A 20,780-nucleotide genomic window follows, 5' to 3' on the forward strand; every position below is an offset into this window, starting at 1 on the left:
TACCGGTTAAGTCTTTGCCTTCACGCAATGCTTGCAGTGCGGCTTCCATGTCGAAGGAGGGGTTGGTCATAAGTCATCTCTTTTTTGCATAGGATAAAGAAATGACACAGAATTCTGAACACTACCGGCTCGGTAACGCAAAAGGTACTTCCATCATGCCGATAAAAGAGTCTCATGTGGCCGGAGTCTGCTTTGTGGCAGAATGGCTCGCTTGCCCCAAGAGTTCCCAACACTGCATTGTAAAAGCGCTTTGAGCGCTCAATATCGTTCGAACCAACCATTACGTGACTGAACATGCATTCTCTCCTATAGATCCATTGTTATTTTCATGGGGTGGTAACCTTGGCCTGTCAATAATCTACTCACAAAGTGTGTCTTTCTACCGACTGTCCCAGAAAATTAATTTTCCACATCGTCCAAGGTATCGACCGGGAAAACCCTAAGGCCGACCTACAGAAAGAATACTAACCATCACTCTCAGTGGCAACTCCGTCCATCTCGAATGGGTGCTATATCCAGCGAGCTACAAACATCTCAGGCGTCATCAGATATTTTTTCCCAAATATCACTAAAACCACAATCTGACATCAATACGTCCATTTCATATGACACATCAGGAAGCATAGAGGTGTTGTCTGTTCCTCCCAGAACAACTTTGCCTTGCCTTCTATCCTTCGCCATTTCATCAATCATTTTCCATATGAAATAGCTTAAATGTTTTGCTTCATCCTCTGTATGCAGGCCTTTATCCAATATAGATAAAACACTGTCATCTGACATTTCTTGGGCGTAGTGTTCAACCAGATTTCTTACATGAGAATACCGAACTGACAAAACCATCTTTCGCCCTTCATGTTGGTAAAGCTGCTCCTGGAAAATCTATTTATTTCTCTCAGGAACTTCTATGGATTGGACAACTTTAAGGTCCTCAGACTGCTTTTCGGCCTTCTCAAACATATACAATAGCTTATCGTAAAAGACGATATCCTCTTGATGGTCATGTCTTTCATCTTCATCCAACTGATGCTCAGGCTCAGCGGAGTTATCCATCTCAAGTTCTTTTTCCAGACAGTCCAGACGGAACTTTAACGCAGACCTTATGTAGGAAATCTCTTTATATGTCAGTTCTGCCATTCAAGACTTATTTCCATTATCTTGCCTTTTTAAATGCGGCTAGATGCATATTTACCCACGTGAAAAGTCCAAAATGTGTTCACCATATTCCTTAACAGCTTTTTCTTTTACCTCATCATATAAGTTGACCAAATGAATCATGTCATTTCCATAGTCGGCTAAAGCATCCTCACCAACAGTCTCCTCTGTCATACTTTTCCAACGCTCTATTTCGTTTGTCAAAGCCTCCAATAGTACGTATGTCGCCATCTTATCCAGTGATAAATTTATGTTGCTCATTTTTGCTCCTATTTCTTCATAAACCTTTCACAATGAGCTACCAGCTCTTCCAGGGTGATTCTTGGCGAATTGCTATTTACCATGCGATACAAATCTTCATGAAACAAATGAAGATATTCGGATACCTTGAACATTCCTTTCTCCCTTCCACATTACGAATTCCATCAAGCAAATTCTCGCCCCCCCCCAAGGATACAAATTGTATACACCCAGTTGAATAGACCATTTGGACGGAGCCTATTTCCTGCCCCAAATCAATTCCTTCCAGCCCTTTTCACGCTATCCTGCGCCACCGAGTCATAGGAACGGCAGTCATGATTCTCACATCAACAGGATTTGATTCAGGAGATGACGATGAGCGCGCAAGCAACAGAGTGTTGCCCCAGATTTGACCCCGAGCCTTGGGAAGACAAAGAGATTGTGTGGGATAACAAGCGATTCCTGCAGGACCATGTAGTTAGCTTGTTCCATATGCCACTCAACTTTGGGGCAGTGATGAAGCGCGATATGGAAGTCATCGAAGCCGCCGGAGCGGAATCGGAGGAGATGTTCGTGCTGTCAGACGAGAACTCTCTCTGGGGCGCTGATGTATATCTGCCTATATCCAAAGAAATCAAAGGCGTAAAAACCGCCACCTTGTCGGGGACATTTCTCTCCCGGGTCTTCGAAGGTCCTTACCGGAATATGAAACATTGGGTTGCTGATATGACAGCGTTTGCCCGGAAGCAGGGAAGAGAGATTCAGAAGCTCTATTTCTTCTACACCACCTGCCCTAAATGCTCGAAAAAGTACGGCGAAAACTATGTTGTGATTCTGGCTCAGATCTAAGCGTCCAGCAAACGTTGAGCATCAGGCTATTAGCATTCGAGAAACAGATCCGTCACAGCTGAGGGACCCGCTGTTTCAGAAACCCGGTAAGCGCCTGAACCTTGGGAGTCCGATGAATATCTCTATGAGTAATCAGCCATAATGGTGACTCCCATTCCTCCTGTGGTTCGATCAACCTTGTCAATTGATTGGTGCGGTCCCCCAGCCAGCAGGAAATAGCAGCGATCCCCAGTCCTGATTCAGCAGCGTGCATCATCGAAACAAAGTCCGAACTGCGATGATATATCTGATCTTCAGGCACATGCTTGTTCAACCAGGCCATCGCAGGAACATTGTTAAAGGGGGTGACGGTGGCAACAAATCGATGGCCCTCAATATCTTCACGGCTTTTCATTCTGCCGAATCGCTCAATGTACTTATGAGATGCATAAAGCGTATAGGGCACGGATTTGAGAGGCTGGACCACATGATCCGGATCTTTCGGTTTCGCCCCGGGGCGAACACTCACATGAGCTTCACCATATTCCAGTTTAAAGATACGGGGGTCCGCCACGAATTCGATGCGTATACCGGGATGTAACTCCTGAAACTCTGCCAACAACGGAATTAATACCGAAGCATAGGAATTTACAGTGGTGACAATTAGGCTTCCGGTCAGTTGCTCGTCGATACCTGATAATTGCCCCATCAACCGGTCAAATTCTTCCTGGGTCTGAGTGGCGACCTGGAGTAATAATTTTCCTGCCTCGGTGGGCGAATACCCTCGTGCGTGACGATGAAACAGTTTTGTCTTCAGGCGCTTTTCCAACAGGTTAATTCGACGCAGCACTGTAGAGTGATGAACATCCAACACCTCGGCCGCTGCAGACAGCGTTCCAAGCCTGGCAACCTGAAAGGCGAAGTAAATATCGCTCCAGTCGCCCGCCTGGGCACCAGATTGAATTCGATGATGTAAGGAAGACTTCTGTGCATTCATGCACAAGAGATTTGCATTTATTCTATTTTTGTTCAAGAAAAAACATACCAAAATGGCTCCAACATTCAGACATCTGATTCCTAAATGAAAGGAGCCCTACGATGAACAATACACAAGATATCCGTCCCCCGGTTTTCCTGGCTTTTGCAGGAAGCCTTCGCGCCGACTCCTGGAACCAGAAGCTGGTGACCAATGCAGCCCGCTCAGCACAGAAGGCCGGCGCAATTGTAGAAGTGATTCATCTGCGCGATTACCAACTCCCGCTATTTTCGGAAGATATGGAAACAACCGGTGAAACACAGGCAAACCTGGAAAAGCTTCGGGAGTTGTTTCTGCAAGCCGACGGCCTGCTGATCTCCAGCCCCGAATACAACGGCTCGCTATCCGGCGTATTAAAGAATGTACTCGACTGGTTGTCCCGTCCTGCTCACGATGGTTCCGGATATCAACCCAACTTTGACCAGAAATCCGCCGCCATTATGAGCACTTCTCCCGGCAGCCTGGGCGGTATTCGTGGACTTAGCCATTTAAGGGATATTCTGACCAGTGTCGGCAGTCTGGTGATCCCCAAGCAAGTAGCCGTTCCTGGCTCGTTTAAGGCTTTCGATGAACATGGCCAGCTCCAGGATCAGGTACTTTCTGATCGAATTGCCGCGATGGCAGAAGAACTGGTCTTGGTCGCAAAAGCTCGTATAGCCGGTTAAGCAGAGGGAACGTCCCCTCCTCCAGCCTTACAGTGTGGCTTGGAGAGACCATCAATATTTTGTGGAAACTCTGGAAGTTCCAGGGTCCTGCCATGGTAGAGAATGCGCACACATATCTACCATCGTCAGGCCCGGAATTCCTTTTTGGTGCGTATTTGGGGTGGAGCTTGATGCCAAACGCTTCACTATCCGTCTGATATTAATAGTGAATCTCTGTTGGCATCCTCTATGCTTTGATACCTGCTGAGCCCTAACGTTCCGGAGAGTATCTGCATGAAACTGGTCATTGCCATTATAAAACCATTCAAACTCGACGAAGTCCGTGAAGCTTTATCTGAAGTCGGCGTGCAGGGAATGACGACCACCGAAGTCAAGGGATTCGGCCGTCAGCATGGACACACCGAGCTCTATCGAGGGGCAGAATATGTGATCGATTTTGTTCCCAAAATAAAGGTCGAGGTGGCGTTGGAGGACGACATTCTTGAACCTGTCGTAGAAGCCATCACCAGAGCCGCCAAAACCGACAAAATCGGTGACGGCAAAGTTTTCGTATTCGACCTGATCCAGGCTACCCGCATCCGCACAGGGGAAACGGGCCAAAGTGCCTTGTAGTAATTCCCCCTCCCAGGATTCAAAGTAACCAGTCTGAGGTCTATTTAGCCGAAGCCCCGGCTAATGGCCGGGACAGATGCGGTATGATGAATCCCGCAATTTTGTCCTAGCGGTTTATGCCTCTGATTTGCATGATAAACAAACATGTTCACAGCATAACAAACCGTATTTAGCTCTGGAGAAGATTCATGGAATATCAGGCGATTAACTTCCAACACAAGTTCAACCAGTTCAGCGAGCAATGGTCCCTCAAGGTCATTGCCGAAATGAACGACTACCAATTCAAGGTTGTGAAGATTCAGGGAGACTTTGTCTGGCACGACCATCCAGAAACCGATGAAACTTTCATCGTGCTGGAAGGGCGGTTACGCATAGATTTCAGAGATGGACACGTCCATATCGGTGCCGGAGAAATGTATGTGGTTCCCAAAGGACTGGAGCACAAACCCTTTGCCGAGGAAGAAGTAAAAATGCTGGTGATTGAACCAAAGGGCATTACAAACACCGGTTCAGAAGGTGGAGACCTGACAGCTGAAAACGACGTATGGATCTAGTGAGGCATCCAATACCCGGCTCGCATATATCTTCTTGCCAGTAGAATTAGCCCGTTTTGGGGCTAATGACTGATACCCTCCTATACTTGAGATACCCACCTATACTTGTATAGCAAGATCAGGTTTTTCTTAACCTGATTCCCATAACGGGCTCCATCTGATTAAAAGTCTCGGGGTCGGTATTTGGGAAACTCCAAGGATGCGGCTATTTGAGCGAACGCAAGGATATCGGCACTTTGAGAGATAGCAGGTTGAGAGATACCAAGTTGAGAGATAGCAGGGATGTCGGTGCTCTGGAGGTTATCGATTCTTTAGAGGTAAATCGTATGCGCGCATTAACAGCAGCCTTGCTATTTTTTTGCAGCCAGTACTCCTTGGCCTTCACCCTGGTGGTAGGAATGGAGGAAGCCAATAACGCGCCTTTTGAGTATGTTGATGACAATGTAAAACTCACGGGCTTTCATGTTGAAATTGTCAGACAAGTGACGCACCGCCTGGGCTGGGAGGTAAGATTCCAGCGCCACCCTTGGAAATGGGTCATCAAAGGACTGAAAGACGGCGAGTTTCATGCTGTCACCTACGTAGCAAAATCGTCTGAACGGGAAGAGTTTGCCACCTTCCTACCAGACAATTTGCTCCATATTTCCCGCTCCACTCTCTACATTCTGAAAAAACGCGCCAATGAAATCATCTATGTACCACCATTGCAGCACATGGTGACGAAATGGCGCACCGCAATGCCCGGTGGCTATTACATCAATGATGAAGTCATCTATATGCTGAAAAACGGCGCCCCCATTGAACAGCCGACAGTCACCCAGAACCAGCTGTTTATCATGCTGATGAGTGGCCGGTACGATGCCATTTTCGGCGCTACCAGCGCCTTGGCTATCGCGGCGGAGGAAATTTCAGGCATAGAGAAACAGGTTAAACGACTCGAAGGCGCTTCTTTTGCAGGAACCAGGATGTATATCGCTTTTTCACAAAAAGCGGCTGCTCACCAAGCGATGGAATTTGCCGAAGCCTACCGGCAGTTTCGGGATGAACCAGCCTATGACAGGTTGGGCAATCAATTCGGTATTGGTGAACTCATGCCTGAACCGTACGAGTTTCAATAATCCGCCAAAGCCCCACATTCTCTCAGTTTATATACAGAATAAAGTGGACCAACGTTCATTTTGTGATTAGAGTCACGCATCGGCGCTGAAGACATGGCTAGCATCAATTCTGGCTAAAGACCCACCGCAGACGAATGAACACCCCCGGGGTGCCCACCCCAAGAAGGGGACTCGTAAGCATTTGATGTCGGAACTGCCACACACTCAAATAAAAATAATTCGTCCATGAACGGACTAATAAATATAAATTCGGGAGTACACGCCCCGTTCATATAACAACCGTATACATCAGACTAGGAAGGAAAGTATGAGTCTCAAAGAGTTAGTTAAAGGAAAGTCTCCTATCGAGATGTTCTATCACTGGGAGAAAAACGCCCCCAACCATCTCTACTTACGCCAGCCGGTCAACGGACAATGGCATGAATTCACCTGGTCCCAGGTAAGCGACAAGGTTCGACGCCTGACCAGTGCCCTATACAAACTCGGCTTCGAGAGAGGCGACAAGATCGCACTGCTCTCCAAGAACTGCGCCGAGTGGATCATCACCGATCTTGCACTGCAACTTGGCGGTTTCGTCAGCGTTCCTCTATATGTGGACCAAACGCCGGATACCTTCCGCTATATCCTTGAGCACTCGGACAGCAAAGCCATCTTTGTTGGAAAACTGGACAAACCGGTATGGGATCGGCTTGGAAGCAGTGTGCCGGAAGACCTGATTAAAATCGGCTTTTCGTTCCACGGCGCTGACGGCGATTTCCAGCGTGAGGGCGAAGTTGATCATATGCTGGCGGACCTGATTGCAGATTCAACCCCCTACGCTGAAAGCCCCGTTCCCTCAGACAGCGATGTGTGGACCATCGTATATACCTCAGGAACCACCGGTTATCCGAAAGGGGTGGTACACGGTTATCGGGCACCACGTCACGTCGGCTATCGCGCGCTGGAGACCTTTGATATCAACGGGAATGACCGTTGCCTGTCGTTCCTTCCGTTGGCCCACGTCGCAGAACGTTTGCTGGTAGAAACCACCAGTCTGTATTCAGGCATGGTCATCAGTTTCAGCCAGTCCCTGAACACTTTCCAGAATGATCTGATTTCCGTACAGCCGACGGTATTTTTCTCCGTGCCACGACTCTGGAAAAAATTCCAGGGCGGCATTCTGACCAAAGTGCCCCAGCAGAAGCTGGACAAGTTACTGAAAATTCCTTTGGTACGCAGCCTGATCGCGAAGAAGCTGCGTAAAGCCTTGGGACTCGGTCAGGCGAGGATTATCGTATCTGGCGCAGCTCCAATTTCTCCTGCTCTGCTCGAATGGTATTCCAAGCTGGGCATTGAGATTGTAGAAGGCTATGGGATGACAGAAAACTTCGCCTATGGCTTTATCGGCCGCCCTGGGCACAACAAACAGGGTACTGTCGGTAAGGCAATGCCTGACAATGGCTTCAAGCTAAGCGCGGAAGGCGAAATTCTGTTCAAATGTCCAACCGTCATGTCCGAGTACTACAAAGACGAGGAGAAAACCCGGGAAGCGCTCACCGAAGACGGCTACTACCGTTCCGGCGATCTGGGTGAAATTGACGGCGAAGGTTATCTAAGAGTGACCGGCCGGGTGAAAGAGATCTTCAAGACCGAAAAGGGTGAATATGTGGCACCGGCTCCCATCGAAGCCAAGCTCTCATCCTTTAAAGGGTTTGAACAGATCTGCATCGCCGGTACCGGCTTGAAGCAACCGATCGCGGTGGTCACTCTCAACGAATTGGTCCTGAACACGCCGAAAGATCAGCTGAGCAAAGACATTACGGAGTTTCTCAAGCAGATCAACACAACATTGCTGAACCATGAGAAAGTTTCCGGTGTTGTGATTTCCAATACAGACTGGTCACCGGATACCGGCCTTGTCACCCCGACGCTCAAGGTAAAAAGAAATAAGCTTGAAGAGCGTTACGGCGAATTGATGACGAACCTGGATCAGTCCGGAGATACCATCGCCTGGGAAAACGCCTGATCAGATAACTGATAACAACACAGTAATATCAACGGGAGCCCTCAAGGCTCCCGTTTTTTATCTGACGTTCGATCTATCGACCTCCCTGTTCACATTTCTCCCGCCATCCCTGCGCGCTTTAATTTACGCCAATCCGAATTTATACCAATCCGCATCAATCCACTTCAATCTACATCCGGGCCCGCATCAGCGTAGCGGCATAATGTATCGTTGGTGTCGAACCAGGGAATTCGGCTGTCAGTCCAGATATGATATTCCGGAACCACTGCTGCCGGCTTGTCCAGACTGGCGATGGTAATATCCACCGTTCTCGGGCGCGTGGTCTTGCGAAATATGAGTTGCGTACCACACTGACTACAGAATTTCCTCTGGTAATGGGCGGAAGACTTATAGGCTTTGGGTTTACCCTGAACGATTGTCAAAGCCTCCTGCTGGACAGTAAGCCAGGCAAGTACCGGTGCGCCGCTGGAACACTGGCAAAGCCGGCAATGACAATACCCGGCATCAACCAGCTCACCTTCAATCCTGTACCGAACCGCACCACACAGACATCCACCATTAACCTGTAGCTGTTTATTCGGCTGGTTATTCATCACTGCCACCCCTTATGATTCATTCTTGGCCGATCTGCTTATCTGCTTATCTGCTTATCTGCTTATCTGCTTATCTGCTTATCTGCTTATCAATGATAACTTGAGCCACTTGAGTCACTTGTGAACAGATCCAGCTTTCCGGTTGAGATCATTGTCCCCCGACTCCAGTCGCGGCATAATCCGTCCTCCCAAGATGTGATCACAAGGCCTCTCTTGTCAATGGATTCCAGATTAGAACTCGCACACCAGTGGCTGAGCGAATTTTTCAGCAATGCCGATTTCGAAATTTCGGTACTTTCCGACGACGCCAGCTTTCGCCGCTATTTTCGCGTGCACTATGGATTTCAGCGATATGCCTTGATGGATGCTCCTCCGGATAAGGAAAGCTGCCATCCGTTTCTCGCCATTGCCACCACCTGGCGTCAGGCTGGCATTCCGGTGCCACTGGTCTATGCAGCAGACCTTGATCAGGGATTCATGCTACTGGAGGATTTTGGCGACGTAACCTTCCTGAACAATGCCAGGGAACAGAGTGACCAGCTTTATCCCTTGGCTTTGGAAACATTACTGCCAATACAGCAAGCCCCCATTCCAGACGATTACCCCCTGCCTCCCTTTGACGACACTATGTGCCGGTTCGAGCTGGGAATTTTCCCTGAATGGTTTCTGGAGAAACTGCTGGGGCTGTCTTTGTCAGATGAGAAGTCTCAACTATTACAAAGTACCTTCGATATTCTGGCAGAGAACTCCCGGACTCAACCTCAGGTTGTCATGCATCGGGATTACCACTCCCGCAATCTGATGATCAAAGAGGACGGCAGCCTGGGCGTAATCGATTTTCAGGGAGCCGTTATCGGCCCCATCGCCTATGACGTGGCGTCGCTACTCAAAGACTGCTACATCCGTTGGCCCGAGGACAAAGTCTCTGAATGGCTGAGTTATTATCTAGAAAAACTGAATGAACAACGCACCAGCCAGGAAGAACCTGAGATAGATCCGGCAGAGTTTCGCCGCTGGTTTGACCTGATAGGAATGCAACGACATATCAAAGTCGCCGGGCTGTTTTCCCGTCTTTCACTGAGAGACGGGAAACATGGGTATTTGAAGGATATTCCGCTTACCCTCGATTACATTATCGACGCCAGCAGCCGCTATCCTGAACTGGCAGCCTTTCACCAATGGCTACAGGACGAGTTGAAACCTCAATTTCTTCAGCATTTAAATTCACCGGATAATGCTTCTCCAGATACCGCTTCCACGGATAACCCATCAGAGGATCACAGTAAGGACTCCCCATGCGCGCCATGATTCTTGCCGCGGGGCTAGGTACCCGCATGCGTCCGCTCACGGACAAAACACCGAAGCCGTTGTTGAAAGCCGGAGCCCACACGTTGATCGAACACAGCATTATCAAGCTGGTCAATGCCGGGATTTCAGAGCTGGTGATCAATCACGCCTGGCTGGGCCAGCAGGTAGAGGATTTTCTCGGTGACGGCTCCCGCTATGGCGCCAATATAAGTTATTCAGCAGAACGGGAACCTTTGGAAACCGCGGGCGGAATCCGTCAGGCTCTGCCTTTGCTGGATGAAGGTGACGATCAGCCATTCCTGCTGGTGAATGGAGACATCTGGACAGACCTTGATTTAGGCAGACTGGCTGGCATATCCCTGGCGGCCGATGACCTGGCGCACCTGGTGCTGGTGGATAATCCGGAGCATCATACCACTGGAGATTTTTACCTCGACGATCAAGGGCGGGTCCATACCCGTGGCACCAACATGCTGACCTACGCGGGTATCGGCATTTACCGTCCAAGCCTGTTTGCATCGGTCCCCAGGGGAGTCTATCCATTGGCCCCTGTATTAAGAAACGCCATGCAGAAAGGTAAAGTCAGCGGAGAACATTTCACCGGACAATGGTACGACATTGGAACACCGGAAAGATTACAGTGGCTGGATAACAAACTGAGCGCCGGACAATAAACTGGGTGCTGGACAATAAACAGAGCGAGCCGCCCGGTTAACGACCGGGCTGGACTGGGGTCACAAGACCCCGCTCAACATCAATTAGCATTTCCTTTGTCGACATATTTCATTCCCGGAGCTTCCTTCTTCAGCCAGGCATGGACACGATTCTGCAGCTGCCGGGTACCACTTCCAATCAGGACAGTACTCCCCGCAAGTCCATCCTGGCGATAGAACTCCATTCCGTTCCGATGAGCAAAATCCATACGGGACTTCACTGCATCCTTCAGACCCTCCTTTGATGAATCGTAGATATCGAGCACCTTACGCTCAAGAAATCCGGGGGCAGCCTCCTTCAGTTCAACCAACAGATCCTGATCAAATTCCGCATCGACCCAGATAAATCCCTGCAGGCTTTGGGCATATTCCGGATACGCGATCAAGAATCTGACCATCTCCTCGGCACCTCTCCCAACACCAAGCATTACCCGGTTTTCCAGTCCGAACCCTTGCAGCTGGGTCAAACCGAGATTGATTCGTTGGGTATTGCCAATTCCGCCAGAATCGGGTCTCGATTTCTGGCTTTGCGTTTCTTGGGCATTAATGTCGATCTTCTCTGAAACGGCCTCTTCTATCGGTACGGCTTCCTGTTCAAGTTTCGCGGTGGCCTCATTGGTCGCATCAAGCTCACTTTGTGACAGCTCCGGCCCACTGGCGTCCGGTTCTTCAACAGCATTGGAGCCACCTGTGGTGGGCTCTGTTTCAGCATTCTTCTGCTCAGAGGAAGGATCTTTCGGATAGGGAAAATTTTCGTCCGTCCTGGGCAGCAACACACGTTCGGGGAGACCGGGTGCATCCGGATAGGATAACGCCAGAGACAAGGTGTGCCATCCGGCGTCCGGCATGGATTTTCTCAATTCGCCGATAACACCGGGCCAATCCGGATGCTGCCCCACGTCATGTAGCATCAGCATCGCTCCCTCAGCCTGAGCCTTATTCGCAGGCAGGTACAGGGCCATGACGGCAGCGACATCTCCCTGCCGTCCGTTCAGCCAGAGCACCTGCTTGGGATCGATACTACGGGCCAACTGCAAGAGTTGGGACTTCTCTGAGTTCTCCACCGGTGGCCGGGATGCATCATTCGCGGCCATCGTGTCCTGATCTTCTTTGCTTGAGACATTTTCAGCTGCCGTGTCATTTCCCGCAGCCGGTTCAGGATCCGCTGCCGATACCGACAGCGATGATACCGGCATTAAGAGCAGCGCCAGGACGAACATCAGAACGACCGAAGGTCTGTTCAATACTGCAAATATGTTCCGGCAGTTTTTATAGAAATCCATAGGCGCTTCAGTGTGATGATGAATGATCTTCATATAGAACAGGCTTTTCCAGCTGACCGGCGTCAGCCCCTTAGAGTTTCTGTTGAACATTAAGCATAACAGTATAGGCCCGCAGGCCCCAGCACGTTACAATAGCCGACTTTGTTGCCTGGGGATGAAGTCCCTCCCCGGCGCCTGACATGAACACCAACCCGGAGACGCTTTATCATGGCTGCCCCACTGATTGCCCCTTCCATCCTGTCCGCCGACTTTGCCCGCCTGGGAGAAGAAGTTGAGAATGTTCTCAAAGCCGGTGCAGATATTGTGCATTTTGATGTAATGGACAATCACTACGTACCCAATCTGACCATTGGCCCCATGGTTTGCAAAGCACTGCGTGATTACGGCATTGAAGCCCCCATCGACGTTCACCTGATGGTAAAACCGGTGGATTCCATGATTGAATCCTTCATTGAGGCCGGTGCCACATACATTACTTTTCACCCTGAAGCGTCCGAGCATATCGACCGGTCCCTGCAAATCATCAAGTCTGCCGGTTGCAAAGCTGGTCTGGTGTTCAACCCGGCGACACCTCTTCATTACATGGACTACGTACTGGACAAACTGGACATGGTCCTGCTGATGAGTGTGAACCCCGGCTTCGGCGGCCAGGCGTTTATCCCGGCAACCTTGCAGAAGCTGCGTGAAGCTCGCGCGAAAATCGATGCCAGCGGCCTGCCGATCCGGTTGGAAATTGATGGTGGTGTTAAAGTGGACAATATCCGGGATATTGCCGCCGCCGGTGCAGACACATTCGTTGCCGGTTCTGCCATCTTCAATACCGATGACTACGCCGCCACAATCGCAGAGATGCGCAAGCAGATTGCCCTCGCCGAAAGCGTATGAATCGAGTCCCGCCATCCAATCATGACCTGCTGAACAGGATCAGAGAGCGCCGGTTCCGACTGGCGCTGTTCGACCTGGACGGCACCCTGGTAGATTCCGTTCCGGATCTGGCCGATGCGATTGATTACAGCCTGGCAGGCCTGGGCTACTCGCCTGCCGGAGAAGGATTGGTCCGGCTGTGGGTGGGCAACGGCGCTCCCATGCTGGTGAAGCGGGCACTGGCCCATACTTTGTCTCTTACTTCCACAGAAGCTGTGCCGGAAGAGGTTTACCAGGAAGCCTACCAGCGGTTCCTTGATCATTATCAACAGCACTTTGCCAACCGCACCGTGTTGTATAGCGGCACTCTGGACCTGCTGCGGCACTGGCATGAGCAAGGCATCACGATTGGCCTGATCACGAATAAACCCGGGCAGTTTACCGGACCACTCTGTCAGGAACTGGGAATCTCCAGATACTTTTCCGTGATGCTCTCCGGCGATACGTTACCAGTGAAGAAACCCGACCCCATGCCTCTGCTTCATGCCTGTCGCGAACTGGGAATTCCAACATCGGAAACCATCATGATCGGTGATTCCGTGCATGACCTGAATGCGGCAAGGGCGGCAGACATCAGCGCGGTCTGTGTCAGCTATGGGTACAACCACGGCGCTGACATTTGTGAATCAGGACCCGACTTGCTGGTTGATTCATTGGCGGAGCTTTTGTAAGCTACTGGCTTGATTGATGTAACAGAGCAAAACTGTGAACACAACAACACACCACATCCTCACCAAACCTGTTTCAGGTGCCTCCTTTCGATGGCGCTAGGCGCCTTACATTCTTCTTTCGCCCCGACGATAACCAGCATGTCATCGTCAAGCTCCAATATATCGTTTTGAGTTGATCGATCGGCCCGGATTCTGCCGATTGACGCAATTAGTTCGGACAATTCGCCTGTTTACCCGTGTATCATGAATTGATCATGGACACGAGCTAATCAAAAGGTAACACGACAGGCCCCTGATACAGGTTTAAGAAAATGACTCCTGAGCAACTTGCCCAGTTTAAACAACAAGGATACAACCGCGTCCCAGTGGTTCGTGAGGTGATGGCGGACCTGGACACTCCGCTATCCACCTATCTGAAACTCGCCAACCAGCCCTACAGCTACCTGTTGGAGTCGGTCCAGGGCGGAGAAAAATGGGGGCGTTACTCCATTATCGGCCTTCCCTGCCAACAGATATTGAAAGTCACCGGACATCATATTTCCATCACCCGTTCCGGTACCGAAGTCGAATCTTATGAAAGCAAGGACCCGCTGGCCTTTATTGAAGAATTCCAGCAACGTTTCAAAGTGCCGGATCTGGATCACCTTCCCCGCTTTAATGGCGGTCTGGTAGGTTATTTCGGCTATGACACCATTCGCTACATCGAACCCAAATTAGCGGATTCTGTACCACCTGATGAACTCAATACGCCGGATATTCTGTTGATGGTGTCGGACGAAGTGGTGGTCTTTGACAATCTCAGTGGTCGCCTGATCCTCATCCATCATGTGGACCCGGCAGACGAGAATGGATTGAGCCGAGCGGAACAGCGTCTGGATGAACTGGAAACCCGGTTACGGCGCCCGCTTCCCGAGCACAATCTTCATGTGGAGCACGAACAACAGGCGGAGGAAGACGACTTCCAATCCCGGTTTGCCCAGCCCGATTTCGAAGCTGCGGTGGACAAAATCAAGGAATACGTCCTCGCGGGAGATGTCATGCAAACCGTCATTTCCCAACGTATGTCCACTCCCTTTTCCTCCCCGCCCATTAACCTTTATCGCTCCCTTCGCTGCCTGAACCCGTCTCCTTACATGTACTACCTGCATCTGGATGACTTTTATGTAGTGGGTTCATCTCCCGAAATTCTGACACGACTGGAAGACGGCGAAGTCACGGTGCGTCCGATCGCGGGAACCCGTAAGCGTGGCCGCAATGAAGCAGAAGACCTGGCACTGGAAGCCGAACTGCTGGCCGACCCTAAAGAGCTGGCGGAACATTTGATGCTCATTGATCTCGGCCGAAATGATGTGGGACGGGTCAGCGAAATCGGATCAGTGACGCTGACCGACAAGATGATTATCGAGCGTTACTCACATGTCATGCACATTGTGTCGAACGTTACCGGCAAACTGAAAGAAGGCCTCTCCGCCATTGATGTACTCAAAGCAACCTTACCGGCCGGAACCCTAAGCGGAGCCCCGAAAATCCGGGCAATGGAAATCATTGATGAACTTGAGCCGGTGAAGCGAGGCGTTTACGGTGGTGCTGTCGGATACTTATCCTGGAACGGCAACATGGATACAGCAATCGCGATTCGTACCGCAGTTATCAAGGATCAGGTTCTGTACCTTCAGGCGGGAGCAGGCGTCGTCGCCGACTCGGTTCCCCGGCTGGAGTGGAAAGAAACCCTCAATAAAGGGCGCGCGGTTTTCCGCGCCGTGGCAATGGCACAAAAAGGTCTTTAAACGAATTCGAGAGGGTTGATCCAATGTTGGTCATGATAGATAACTACGATTCCTTTACCTACAACGTCGTCCAGTATCTGGGCGAACTGGGTGCAGATGTGCGGGTATTTCGCAATGACGAAGTTTCCGTGGATGACATCGCCAAGCTGAACCCGGAAAAGATCGTCATTTCCCCGGGCCCCTGCACCCCCAATGAAGCAGGAATCAGCATTGACGCCATTAAATACTTTGCCGGAAAAGTTCCATTATTGGGCATCTGCCTCGGCCATCAAAGTATCGGGCAGGCATATGGCGGCGACATTGTTCGCGCCGGTAAAGTCATGCACGGCAAAACCTCAATGGTGCACCATAACAATACCGGCGTCTTTAAGGGGCTCACAAATCCGTTTGAGGCCACCCGGTATCACTCGCTGGTGATTCGCCAGGATACCCTGCCGGATTGCCTGGAAATAACCGCCTGGACAGAAAATGAAGATGGCTCGGTGGAGGAAATCATGGGCGTGCGTCATAAAGAACTCGATATCGAGGGCGTCCAGTTTCATCCCGAGTCCATTCTGACCCAGCATGGGCATGATTTATTGGCGAACTTTTTAAAGCGATAACGACGGTACAGGACAACAACTATGGATATCAAAGCAGCAATTGCCCGGGTTATTGATCATCAGGACCTGAGCACAGAAGAAATGCAGGACGTCATGCAGCAAATCATGACGGGAGAAGCCACTCCGGCCCAGATCGGTGGCTTCCTGGTGGGATTACGCATGAAAAGCGAATCCATCGATGAAATTACCGGGGCAGCAATGGTCATGCGCCAGCTTGCCAGCGGTGTAGATATTGACGAGCCCTACCTGGTGGACACCTGCGGCACCGGCGGAGACGGAGCCAACCTGTTCAACGTCAGTACCGCCAGCGCATTCGTTGTTGCAGCCGCGGGCGGCAAAGTGGCCAAACACGGCAACCGCAGCGTAAGCAGCAGCACCGGCAGCGCAGATGTTCTGGAGGCTGCCGGCATTAACCTGAATCTGAACCCCGAGCAGGTGGCACGTGCCATCAAGGAGATCGGCGTGGGTTTTTTGTTTGCGCCAGCTCATCATAGCGCCATGAAACATGCGATTGGCCCACGCAAGGAAATGGCAGTGCGCACAATTTTTAATATGCTTGGCCCCATGACTAACCCTGCCAAGGTCAAAAAACAGGTTATCGGTGTTTTCAGCAAAGCTCTTTGCCGACCAATGGCGGAAGTATTGAAACGTTTGGGAAGCACCCATGTCCTGGTGGTTCATGCCGATGACGGATTGGATGAAATCAGCCTCGCCGCCCCTACTCATGTGGCAGAGCTGAAGGACGGCGAAGTGATCGAATACCGCATCACACCTGAAGAGCTGGGTATCGAAAGCAAGAGCCTGATCGGACTGACTGTCAGCAGCGCCCAGGAAAGCCTCAACCTGATCAAGGGAGCCCTTGGCAAAGAGGACGACGAGATGAGCCGGAAAGCCAGGGATATTATCGCCCTAAACGCCGGCGCGGCCATTTATGCAGCTGACTTGGCAGCCTCCCTCAAAGAGGGAGTGGCAATGGCTCAGGATGCAATCGGCTCCGGACTGGCATTGGCCAAGCTGTCAGAGCTGGTCAGCTTCACCGCCTGCTTTAAAGAAGACTAGGATCTATTCAATGAACGATACTCCAACAATCCTCAAGCGTATTGTTGCACGCAAGAAAGAGGAAGTGGCAGAACGCAAAGCCCGGCTACCACTATCCCTGATAAAAGAGAAACTTGATGCTGCCTCACCGGCCCGCGGCTTCGTCCGCTCCATCCAGTCCAAACTGGATGCGGGATTACCGGCGGTGATTGCTGAAATCAAGAAGGCTTCTCCCAGCAAAGGTGTTATCAGGGAGAATTTCATCCCCGCAGAGATCGCCCAAAGCTATGCTGCCGGAGGAGCTGCCTGTCTTTCTGTACTGACTGATATCGATTTCTTTCAGGGCGCAGATCAATACCTGGTTGAGGCCAGAAATGCCTGTGATCTCCCGGTCATCCGCAAGGACTTTATTGTCGATGAGTATCAGGTATTCGAAAGCCGAATGCTGGGGGCAGACTGTATCCTGCTGATTGCCGCCTGCCTTACCCAGGAAGAGATGACAAAGTTCTGTGACCTGGCCAGAGAGATTGGTCTCGATGTTCTGGTGGAAGTACACAATGAAGCTGAGTTGCGTCAGGCCCTGCCTCTGAACACTCCCCTACTGGGCATCAACAACCGCGATCTGCACTCGTTTAACGTGAGTCTGGAGACAACAACCGGGTTATTGGACCAGATTCCTGACGACAAAATCGTTGTGACAGAGAGCGGTATTCACACCCGCGAGGATGTGGAGCTGATGCGCCGTCATCAGGTCAATACATTCCTGGTAGGCGAATCCTTCATGCGGGCAGATGATCCCGGCGCCAAGCTGAAAGAATTGTTCTTCGCTTGATCTTGGAAAGGGCGCAGACAGGTGCGCCCTTCTCTTCTGCGTCTCTTCTTCTCAACCCTAGAAAATCTGATAAGGCTCCATTTCTTCAACCAGCCATTCGTAAAACGCTGTCAGTGCCGGGTTTCCGCGCGAGCGTTTGGGCATGACAAAAAAATAGCGACTCTTCAATCTGACACTGGTATCAAACAGTTTCACCATCGCCCCTGAAGCCAATTCATCTGCCACCAGCAACCGTCTCACCAATAACACGCCACGGCCTCCCAGCGCCAGGCGAATTGCCTGACTGGAGTCACTGATCATCACCCGACTTTTCACTGGAATGTTCTGTTCGCCCGTAGCGGCAACCCAGGCGGGCCAGTTCTGAGATTCTCTGGCATTGTCATGAATCAGGAGAAAGTTTTTGAGATCCGAATACTGCGGCTCTTCCGGGAATTCCTCCCTCATAGACTGACTACATACCAGAAATAATTCATCCTCACACAGCTGCTTGGCAATGAGGTCCGGGTAGTCGCCACCACCAAGTCGAATACCAGCATCCACTCCGCCGTCAGTAAAATCCGACAACATATCCGACATCGCCAGACGCACTTCTATGTCAGGGTACTTTTCGGTGAACTTGTAAAGCCGGGGCACCAGCCAGGCTCCCCCAAAGGAAGGTAGTACCGTCACCGTTATCTGATTGCAGCAACGGTTGGTGACTGCCACGCCCTCTTCAATATGTGTGAAGCCCTTGCGCAGATGGGAAACAAAACGTCGGCATAGGTCCGTCGGCACGATCTGTTTGCCATGGCGTTCAAATAAGGGTCCAAATTCTTCTTCCAGCAGCTTGATCTGCTGACTGACGGCGGACTGACTGACATTCAGATAATTAGCGGCTGTCGAAAAGCTTCCCTTACGTACGACTACATCCAACACCCAGAACGCTTTCAGTAGATGGGGCCAACGCTCACTCATAAGCTCAACTTATATCAACAAAAGAAAATAGCGTTATTTTGTTTTTTCCCTTTCTGGCTTAATGAAGACCATACAGAGGAGGCAAGTTATGAAAGCACGTACCGCGTCACTATTCAACTTCCATTTTTCAAACAGGGAATCATGGTCTCGTCTTCTATTAGAAAAATTAAGACGGGTAATTCACACTATCCAACAATGGGAAATGGTCTCCAGAGAGCGGAAGCACCTGGCTGAACTCCCTTCCCACATACTGAAGGATCTGGGTTTGACGGAATATGACAGAGCCCAGGAACTGAATAAACACTTCTGGCAGCGTTAATGGAGAGACCATCACCAGGGAAAGTATGGCTATGGACAGATTACTGAAGGATCAGCGAGGAACAAAAAACGGGATCAGAAGATCCCGTTTTTTTTAGATGTGAAAGTGGTCAGCGGGTGCCATACACAACCATGGTTTTCCCTTTGACCTGAACCAGCCCCTGATCTTCCAAAGCTTTAAGCACTCGTCCGACCATTTCCCGGGAACAACCGACGATGCGGCCGATTTCCTGGCGGGTAATCTTGATCTGCATACCGTCCGGATGGGTCATGGCATCCGGTTCTTTACACAGATCCAGCAAGGTCCTGGCTACCCGGCCGGTGACATCCAGAAACGCCAAGTCACCCACTTTACGGGTAGTCTGACGCAGACGGGAAGCCATTTGCTCGCCGATGAAATATAAAACTCTGGGATCTTCCTGGGCAATTTCACGGAATTTTGTGTAGCTGATCTCAGCCACTTCACATTCTGTTTTTGCTTTAACCCAGGCACTCCTTGACCCCATTTGATCCGTATCAAACAGCCCCATTTCGCCGAAAAAATCTCCAGCATTCAGGTAGGCCATGATCATTTCACGACCATCGTCATCCTCAATGATGACGGTGACAGATCCTTTAACTATATAAAAAAGAGAGTCGCTTTTATCGCCAGCGTAGATGATGGTGCTCTTGCTGGGATAGCGACGGCGGTGGCACTGAGAAAGGAAATAATCCAAATGCTTCGTCTTGTGCTCGACCGGTTTCACTATCGTGACCATGTTTTTGTCCCATTCACTTACAAACGCTTAGAAATACTCCAAGGAGAAATGCACTCCCTTGTTATCTCGCCGAAATCGGGAAATCTTTTGTTATATCCATCGATTAGCCTTAGTTAAACAGGTAGGTCTGAACAACTAAGCATGCCGAACCGATTCAGGCACCCGTGGTCAGCGTCTCACGACGCGAGGTACCTTCGGCTAAACAATTAGAGTATAGCCTATTATTCCTTTTCTACCTTACACGGGCCCGACCAGCCCGACAGACCGGGGTCTGCCATGTGTAAAGCATTTTCCCAACCAGGCAGATGTGATAACCTGCCTTCCCTTTCAATAATGGAATTTACGGATACAAACTCATGCAGGCAAGTATTACCTGGGGCGGAAACGCCAAATTTGTGGGAAAAACCGGCTCCGGTCACGAAGTGGTAATGGATGGCCCCCCGGATCACGGTGGTGAGAACCAGGGTCCACGCCCAATGGAGATGCTGCTGCTTGGACTGGGGGCTTGCACCTCATTCGATGTCATGATGATCCTGAAAAAATCCAAATCGGACGTCACCGATTGTGTTGCAGAAATCAACGCAGAACGGGCAGATGCCGTCCCCAGCGTTTTTACCAAGATTCACATTCACTTTGTGGTTACCGGCAATGATTTGAAGGAAGCCTCGGTGAAAAGAGCGATATCCCTGTCCGCGGAAAAATATTGCTCCGCCTCCATCATGCTGGAGAAAGGTGGCGTTGAAATTACCCACGATTACGAGATCAGGTCTGCCTGAGAATAAATGATCC

General features: G+C 50.5%; 26 protein-coding genes. 17 read left to right on the forward strand and 9 right to left on the reverse strand.

Annotated features, from left to right (window positions below; all coding sequences use genetic code 11):
- Positions 1-101: 101 nt before the first annotated feature.
- On the forward strand, positions 102-254 hold the full coding sequence (locus tag BTA51_RS30540; protein WP_210404909.1) for a hypothetical protein: 153 nt from the start codon (positions 102-104) through the stop codon (positions 252-254).
- Positions 255-534: 280 nt separating this feature from the next.
- On the opposite strand, the gene BTA51_RS23460 is transcribed toward BTA51_RS30540, so the two are convergent.
- Genes BTA51_RS23460 through BTA51_RS30815 form a run of 4 tightly spaced genes read right to left on the reverse strand, consistent with a single transcriptional unit; the run spans position 535 to position 1,547 of the window.
- Positions 535-840, reverse strand: a complete 306-nt coding sequence (locus tag BTA51_RS23460) for a hypothetical protein (RefSeq protein WP_094711528.1) — start codon at positions 838-840, stop codon at positions 535-537.
- 39 nt (positions 841-879) lie between these two features.
- On the reverse strand, positions 880-1,134 hold the full coding sequence (locus tag BTA51_RS23465) for a hypothetical protein (RefSeq protein ID WP_094711529.1): 255 nt from the start codon (positions 1,132-1,134) through the stop codon (positions 880-882).
- Positions 1,135-1,185: 51 nt separating this feature from the next.
- On the reverse strand, positions 1,186-1,413 hold the full coding sequence (locus BTA51_RS23470) for a hypothetical protein (RefSeq protein WP_094711530.1): 228 nt from the start codon (positions 1,411-1,413) through the stop codon (positions 1,186-1,188).
- Between the two features lie 8 nt (positions 1,414-1,421).
- Complete coding sequence (locus tag BTA51_RS30815) at positions 1,422-1,547, reverse strand: hypothetical protein (protein WP_256385754.1); 126 nt, start codon at positions 1,545-1,547, stop codon at positions 1,422-1,424.
- Positions 1,548-1,767: 220 nt separating this feature from the next.
- Here BTA51_RS30815 and BTA51_RS23475 point away from each other — a divergent pair, with 220 nt between their 5' ends.
- Positions 1,768-2,241, forward strand: a complete 474-nt coding sequence (locus tag BTA51_RS23475) for a hydrolase (RefSeq protein WP_246841146.1) — start codon at positions 1,768-1,770, stop codon at positions 2,239-2,241.
- 52 nt (positions 2,242-2,293) lie between these two features.
- Here BTA51_RS23475 and BTA51_RS23480 read toward each other — a convergent pair whose 3' ends face one another.
- The gene (locus BTA51_RS23480) at positions 2,294-3,217 is read right to left on the reverse strand and encodes a LysR family transcriptional regulator (protein WP_094711532.1); all 924 of its coding nucleotides are present in this window, start codon (positions 3,215-3,217) and stop codon (positions 2,294-2,296) included.
- A gap of 101 nt (positions 3,218-3,318) precedes the next feature.
- Between BTA51_RS23480 and BTA51_RS23485 the strand changes: the two genes are divergently transcribed.
- From BTA51_RS23485 to BTA51_RS23505, 5 genes are all read left to right on the forward strand, one after another.
- The gene (locus BTA51_RS23485; protein WP_094711533.1) at positions 3,319-3,921 is read left to right on the forward strand and encodes an NADPH-dependent FMN reductase; all 603 of its coding nucleotides are present in this window, start codon (positions 3,319-3,321) and stop codon (positions 3,919-3,921) included.
- Positions 3,922-4,194: 273 nt separating this feature from the next.
- Positions 4,195-4,533: a P-II family nitrogen regulator gene (locus BTA51_RS23490; protein WP_094711534.1), complete on the forward strand. Its 339-nt coding sequence runs from the start codon at positions 4,195-4,197 to the stop codon at positions 4,531-4,533.
- Positions 4,534-4,721: 188 nt separating this feature from the next.
- Entirely contained in the window at positions 4,722-5,087 is a 366-nt protein-coding gene (locus BTA51_RS23495; RefSeq protein ID WP_094711535.1) for a cupin domain-containing protein, read from the forward strand.
- Positions 5,088-5,296: 209 nt separating this feature from the next.
- The gene (locus BTA51_RS23500) at positions 5,297-6,205 is read left to right on the forward strand and encodes an ABC transporter substrate-binding protein (protein ID WP_246841147.1); all 909 of its coding nucleotides are present in this window, start codon (positions 5,297-5,299) and stop codon (positions 6,203-6,205) included.
- Between the two features lie 307 nt (positions 6,206-6,512).
- Positions 6,513-8,210, forward strand: a complete 1,698-nt coding sequence (locus BTA51_RS23505; RefSeq protein ID WP_094711536.1) for an AMP-binding protein — start codon at positions 6,513-6,515, stop codon at positions 8,208-8,210.
- 164 nt (positions 8,211-8,374) lie between these two features.
- Here BTA51_RS23505 and BTA51_RS23510 read toward each other — a convergent pair whose 3' ends face one another.
- On the reverse strand, positions 8,375-8,803 hold the full coding sequence (locus tag BTA51_RS23510) for a GFA family protein (RefSeq protein WP_094711537.1): 429 nt from the start codon (positions 8,801-8,803) through the stop codon (positions 8,375-8,377).
- Between the two features lie 219 nt (positions 8,804-9,022).
- On the opposite strand from BTA51_RS23510, the gene BTA51_RS23515 reads away from it, so the two are divergent.
- Both BTA51_RS23515 and murU read left to right on the forward strand, forming a co-directional pair.
- Complete coding sequence (locus BTA51_RS23515) at positions 9,023-10,111, forward strand: aminoglycoside phosphotransferase family protein (protein WP_094711538.1); 1,089 nt, start codon at positions 9,023-9,025, stop codon at positions 10,109-10,111.
- A complete protein-coding gene (murU, locus tag BTA51_RS23520; protein ID WP_094711539.1) occupies positions 10,099-10,785 on the forward strand; it encodes an N-acetylmuramate alpha-1-phosphate uridylyltransferase MurU in 687 nt (228 codons plus the stop codon). Before BTA51_RS23515 ends, murU begins: the two co-directional genes overlap by 13 nt.
- Before the next feature lie 80 nt (positions 10,786-10,865).
- Here murU and BTA51_RS23525 read toward each other — a convergent pair whose 3' ends face one another.
- Positions 10,866-12,197 (reverse strand): DUF3530 family protein, encoded by a 1,332-nt coding sequence (locus BTA51_RS23525; protein ID WP_094711540.1) that lies wholly within the window; start codon positions 12,195-12,197, stop codon positions 10,866-10,868.
- A 117-nt stretch (positions 12,198-12,314) separates the two neighbouring features.
- On the opposite strand from BTA51_RS23525, the gene rpe reads away from it, so the two are divergent.
- From rpe to trpC, 6 genes are all read left to right on the forward strand, one after another.
- Positions 12,315-12,992 (forward strand): ribulose-phosphate 3-epimerase, encoded by a 678-nt coding sequence (gene rpe, locus BTA51_RS23530; RefSeq protein WP_094711541.1) that lies wholly within the window; start codon positions 12,315-12,317, stop codon positions 12,990-12,992.
- Positions 12,989-13,702: a phosphoglycolate phosphatase gene (locus BTA51_RS23535; protein WP_094711542.1), complete on the forward strand. Its 714-nt coding sequence runs from the start codon at positions 12,989-12,991 to the stop codon at positions 13,700-13,702. The genes rpe and BTA51_RS23535 overlap by 4 nt, the downstream gene beginning before the upstream one ends.
- Positions 13,703-14,013: 311 nt before the next feature.
- Positions 14,014-15,489, forward strand: coding sequence for an anthranilate synthase component I (gene trpE, locus BTA51_RS23540; RefSeq protein ID WP_094711543.1), 1,476 nt, complete (start codon positions 14,014-14,016; stop codon positions 15,487-15,489).
- 23 nt (positions 15,490-15,512) lie between these two features.
- Positions 15,513-16,091 (forward strand): aminodeoxychorismate/anthranilate synthase component II, encoded by a 579-nt coding sequence (locus BTA51_RS23545; RefSeq protein ID WP_094711544.1) that lies wholly within the window; start codon positions 15,513-15,515, stop codon positions 16,089-16,091.
- A 21-nt stretch (positions 16,092-16,112) separates the two neighbouring features.
- The gene (trpD, locus tag BTA51_RS23550; RefSeq protein WP_094711545.1) at positions 16,113-17,150 is read left to right on the forward strand and encodes an anthranilate phosphoribosyltransferase; all 1,038 of its coding nucleotides are present in this window, start codon (positions 16,113-16,115) and stop codon (positions 17,148-17,150) included.
- A 10-nt stretch (positions 17,151-17,160) separates the two neighbouring features.
- Positions 17,161-17,961: an indole-3-glycerol phosphate synthase TrpC gene (trpC, locus tag BTA51_RS23555; protein ID WP_210404910.1), complete on the forward strand. Its 801-nt coding sequence runs from the start codon at positions 17,161-17,163 to the stop codon at positions 17,959-17,961.
- A 57-nt stretch (positions 17,962-18,018) separates the two neighbouring features.
- Here the strand turns inward: trpC and BTA51_RS23560 are convergent, their stop codons facing one another.
- Positions 18,019-18,915: a LysR substrate-binding domain-containing protein gene (locus tag BTA51_RS23560; RefSeq protein WP_094711546.1), complete on the reverse strand. Its 897-nt coding sequence runs from the start codon at positions 18,913-18,915 to the stop codon at positions 18,019-18,021.
- Positions 18,916-19,003: 88 nt separating this feature from the next.
- Between BTA51_RS23560 and BTA51_RS23565 the strand changes: the two genes are divergently transcribed.
- Positions 19,004-19,234, forward strand: a complete 231-nt coding sequence (locus BTA51_RS23565; RefSeq protein ID WP_094711547.1) for a DUF1127 domain-containing protein — start codon at positions 19,004-19,006, stop codon at positions 19,232-19,234.
- Positions 19,235-19,343: 109 nt separating this feature from the next.
- Here BTA51_RS23565 and crp read toward each other — a convergent pair whose 3' ends face one another.
- Positions 19,344-19,991: a cAMP-activated global transcriptional regulator CRP gene (gene crp, locus BTA51_RS23570; protein WP_020408663.1), complete on the reverse strand. Its 648-nt coding sequence runs from the start codon at positions 19,989-19,991 to the stop codon at positions 19,344-19,346.
- Positions 19,992-20,347: 356 nt separating this feature from the next.
- Here crp and BTA51_RS23575 point away from each other — a divergent pair, with 356 nt between their 5' ends.
- The gene (locus tag BTA51_RS23575; protein ID WP_094711548.1) at positions 20,348-20,767 is read left to right on the forward strand and encodes an OsmC family protein; all 420 of its coding nucleotides are present in this window, start codon (positions 20,348-20,350) and stop codon (positions 20,765-20,767) included.
- Positions 20,768-20,780: the final 13 nt, after the last annotated feature.

The sequence above is a fragment of the Hahella sp. CCB-MM4 genome, assembly GCF_002260525.1.
GTDB lineage: Bacteria > Pseudomonadota > Gammaproteobacteria > Pseudomonadales > Oleiphilaceae > Hahella.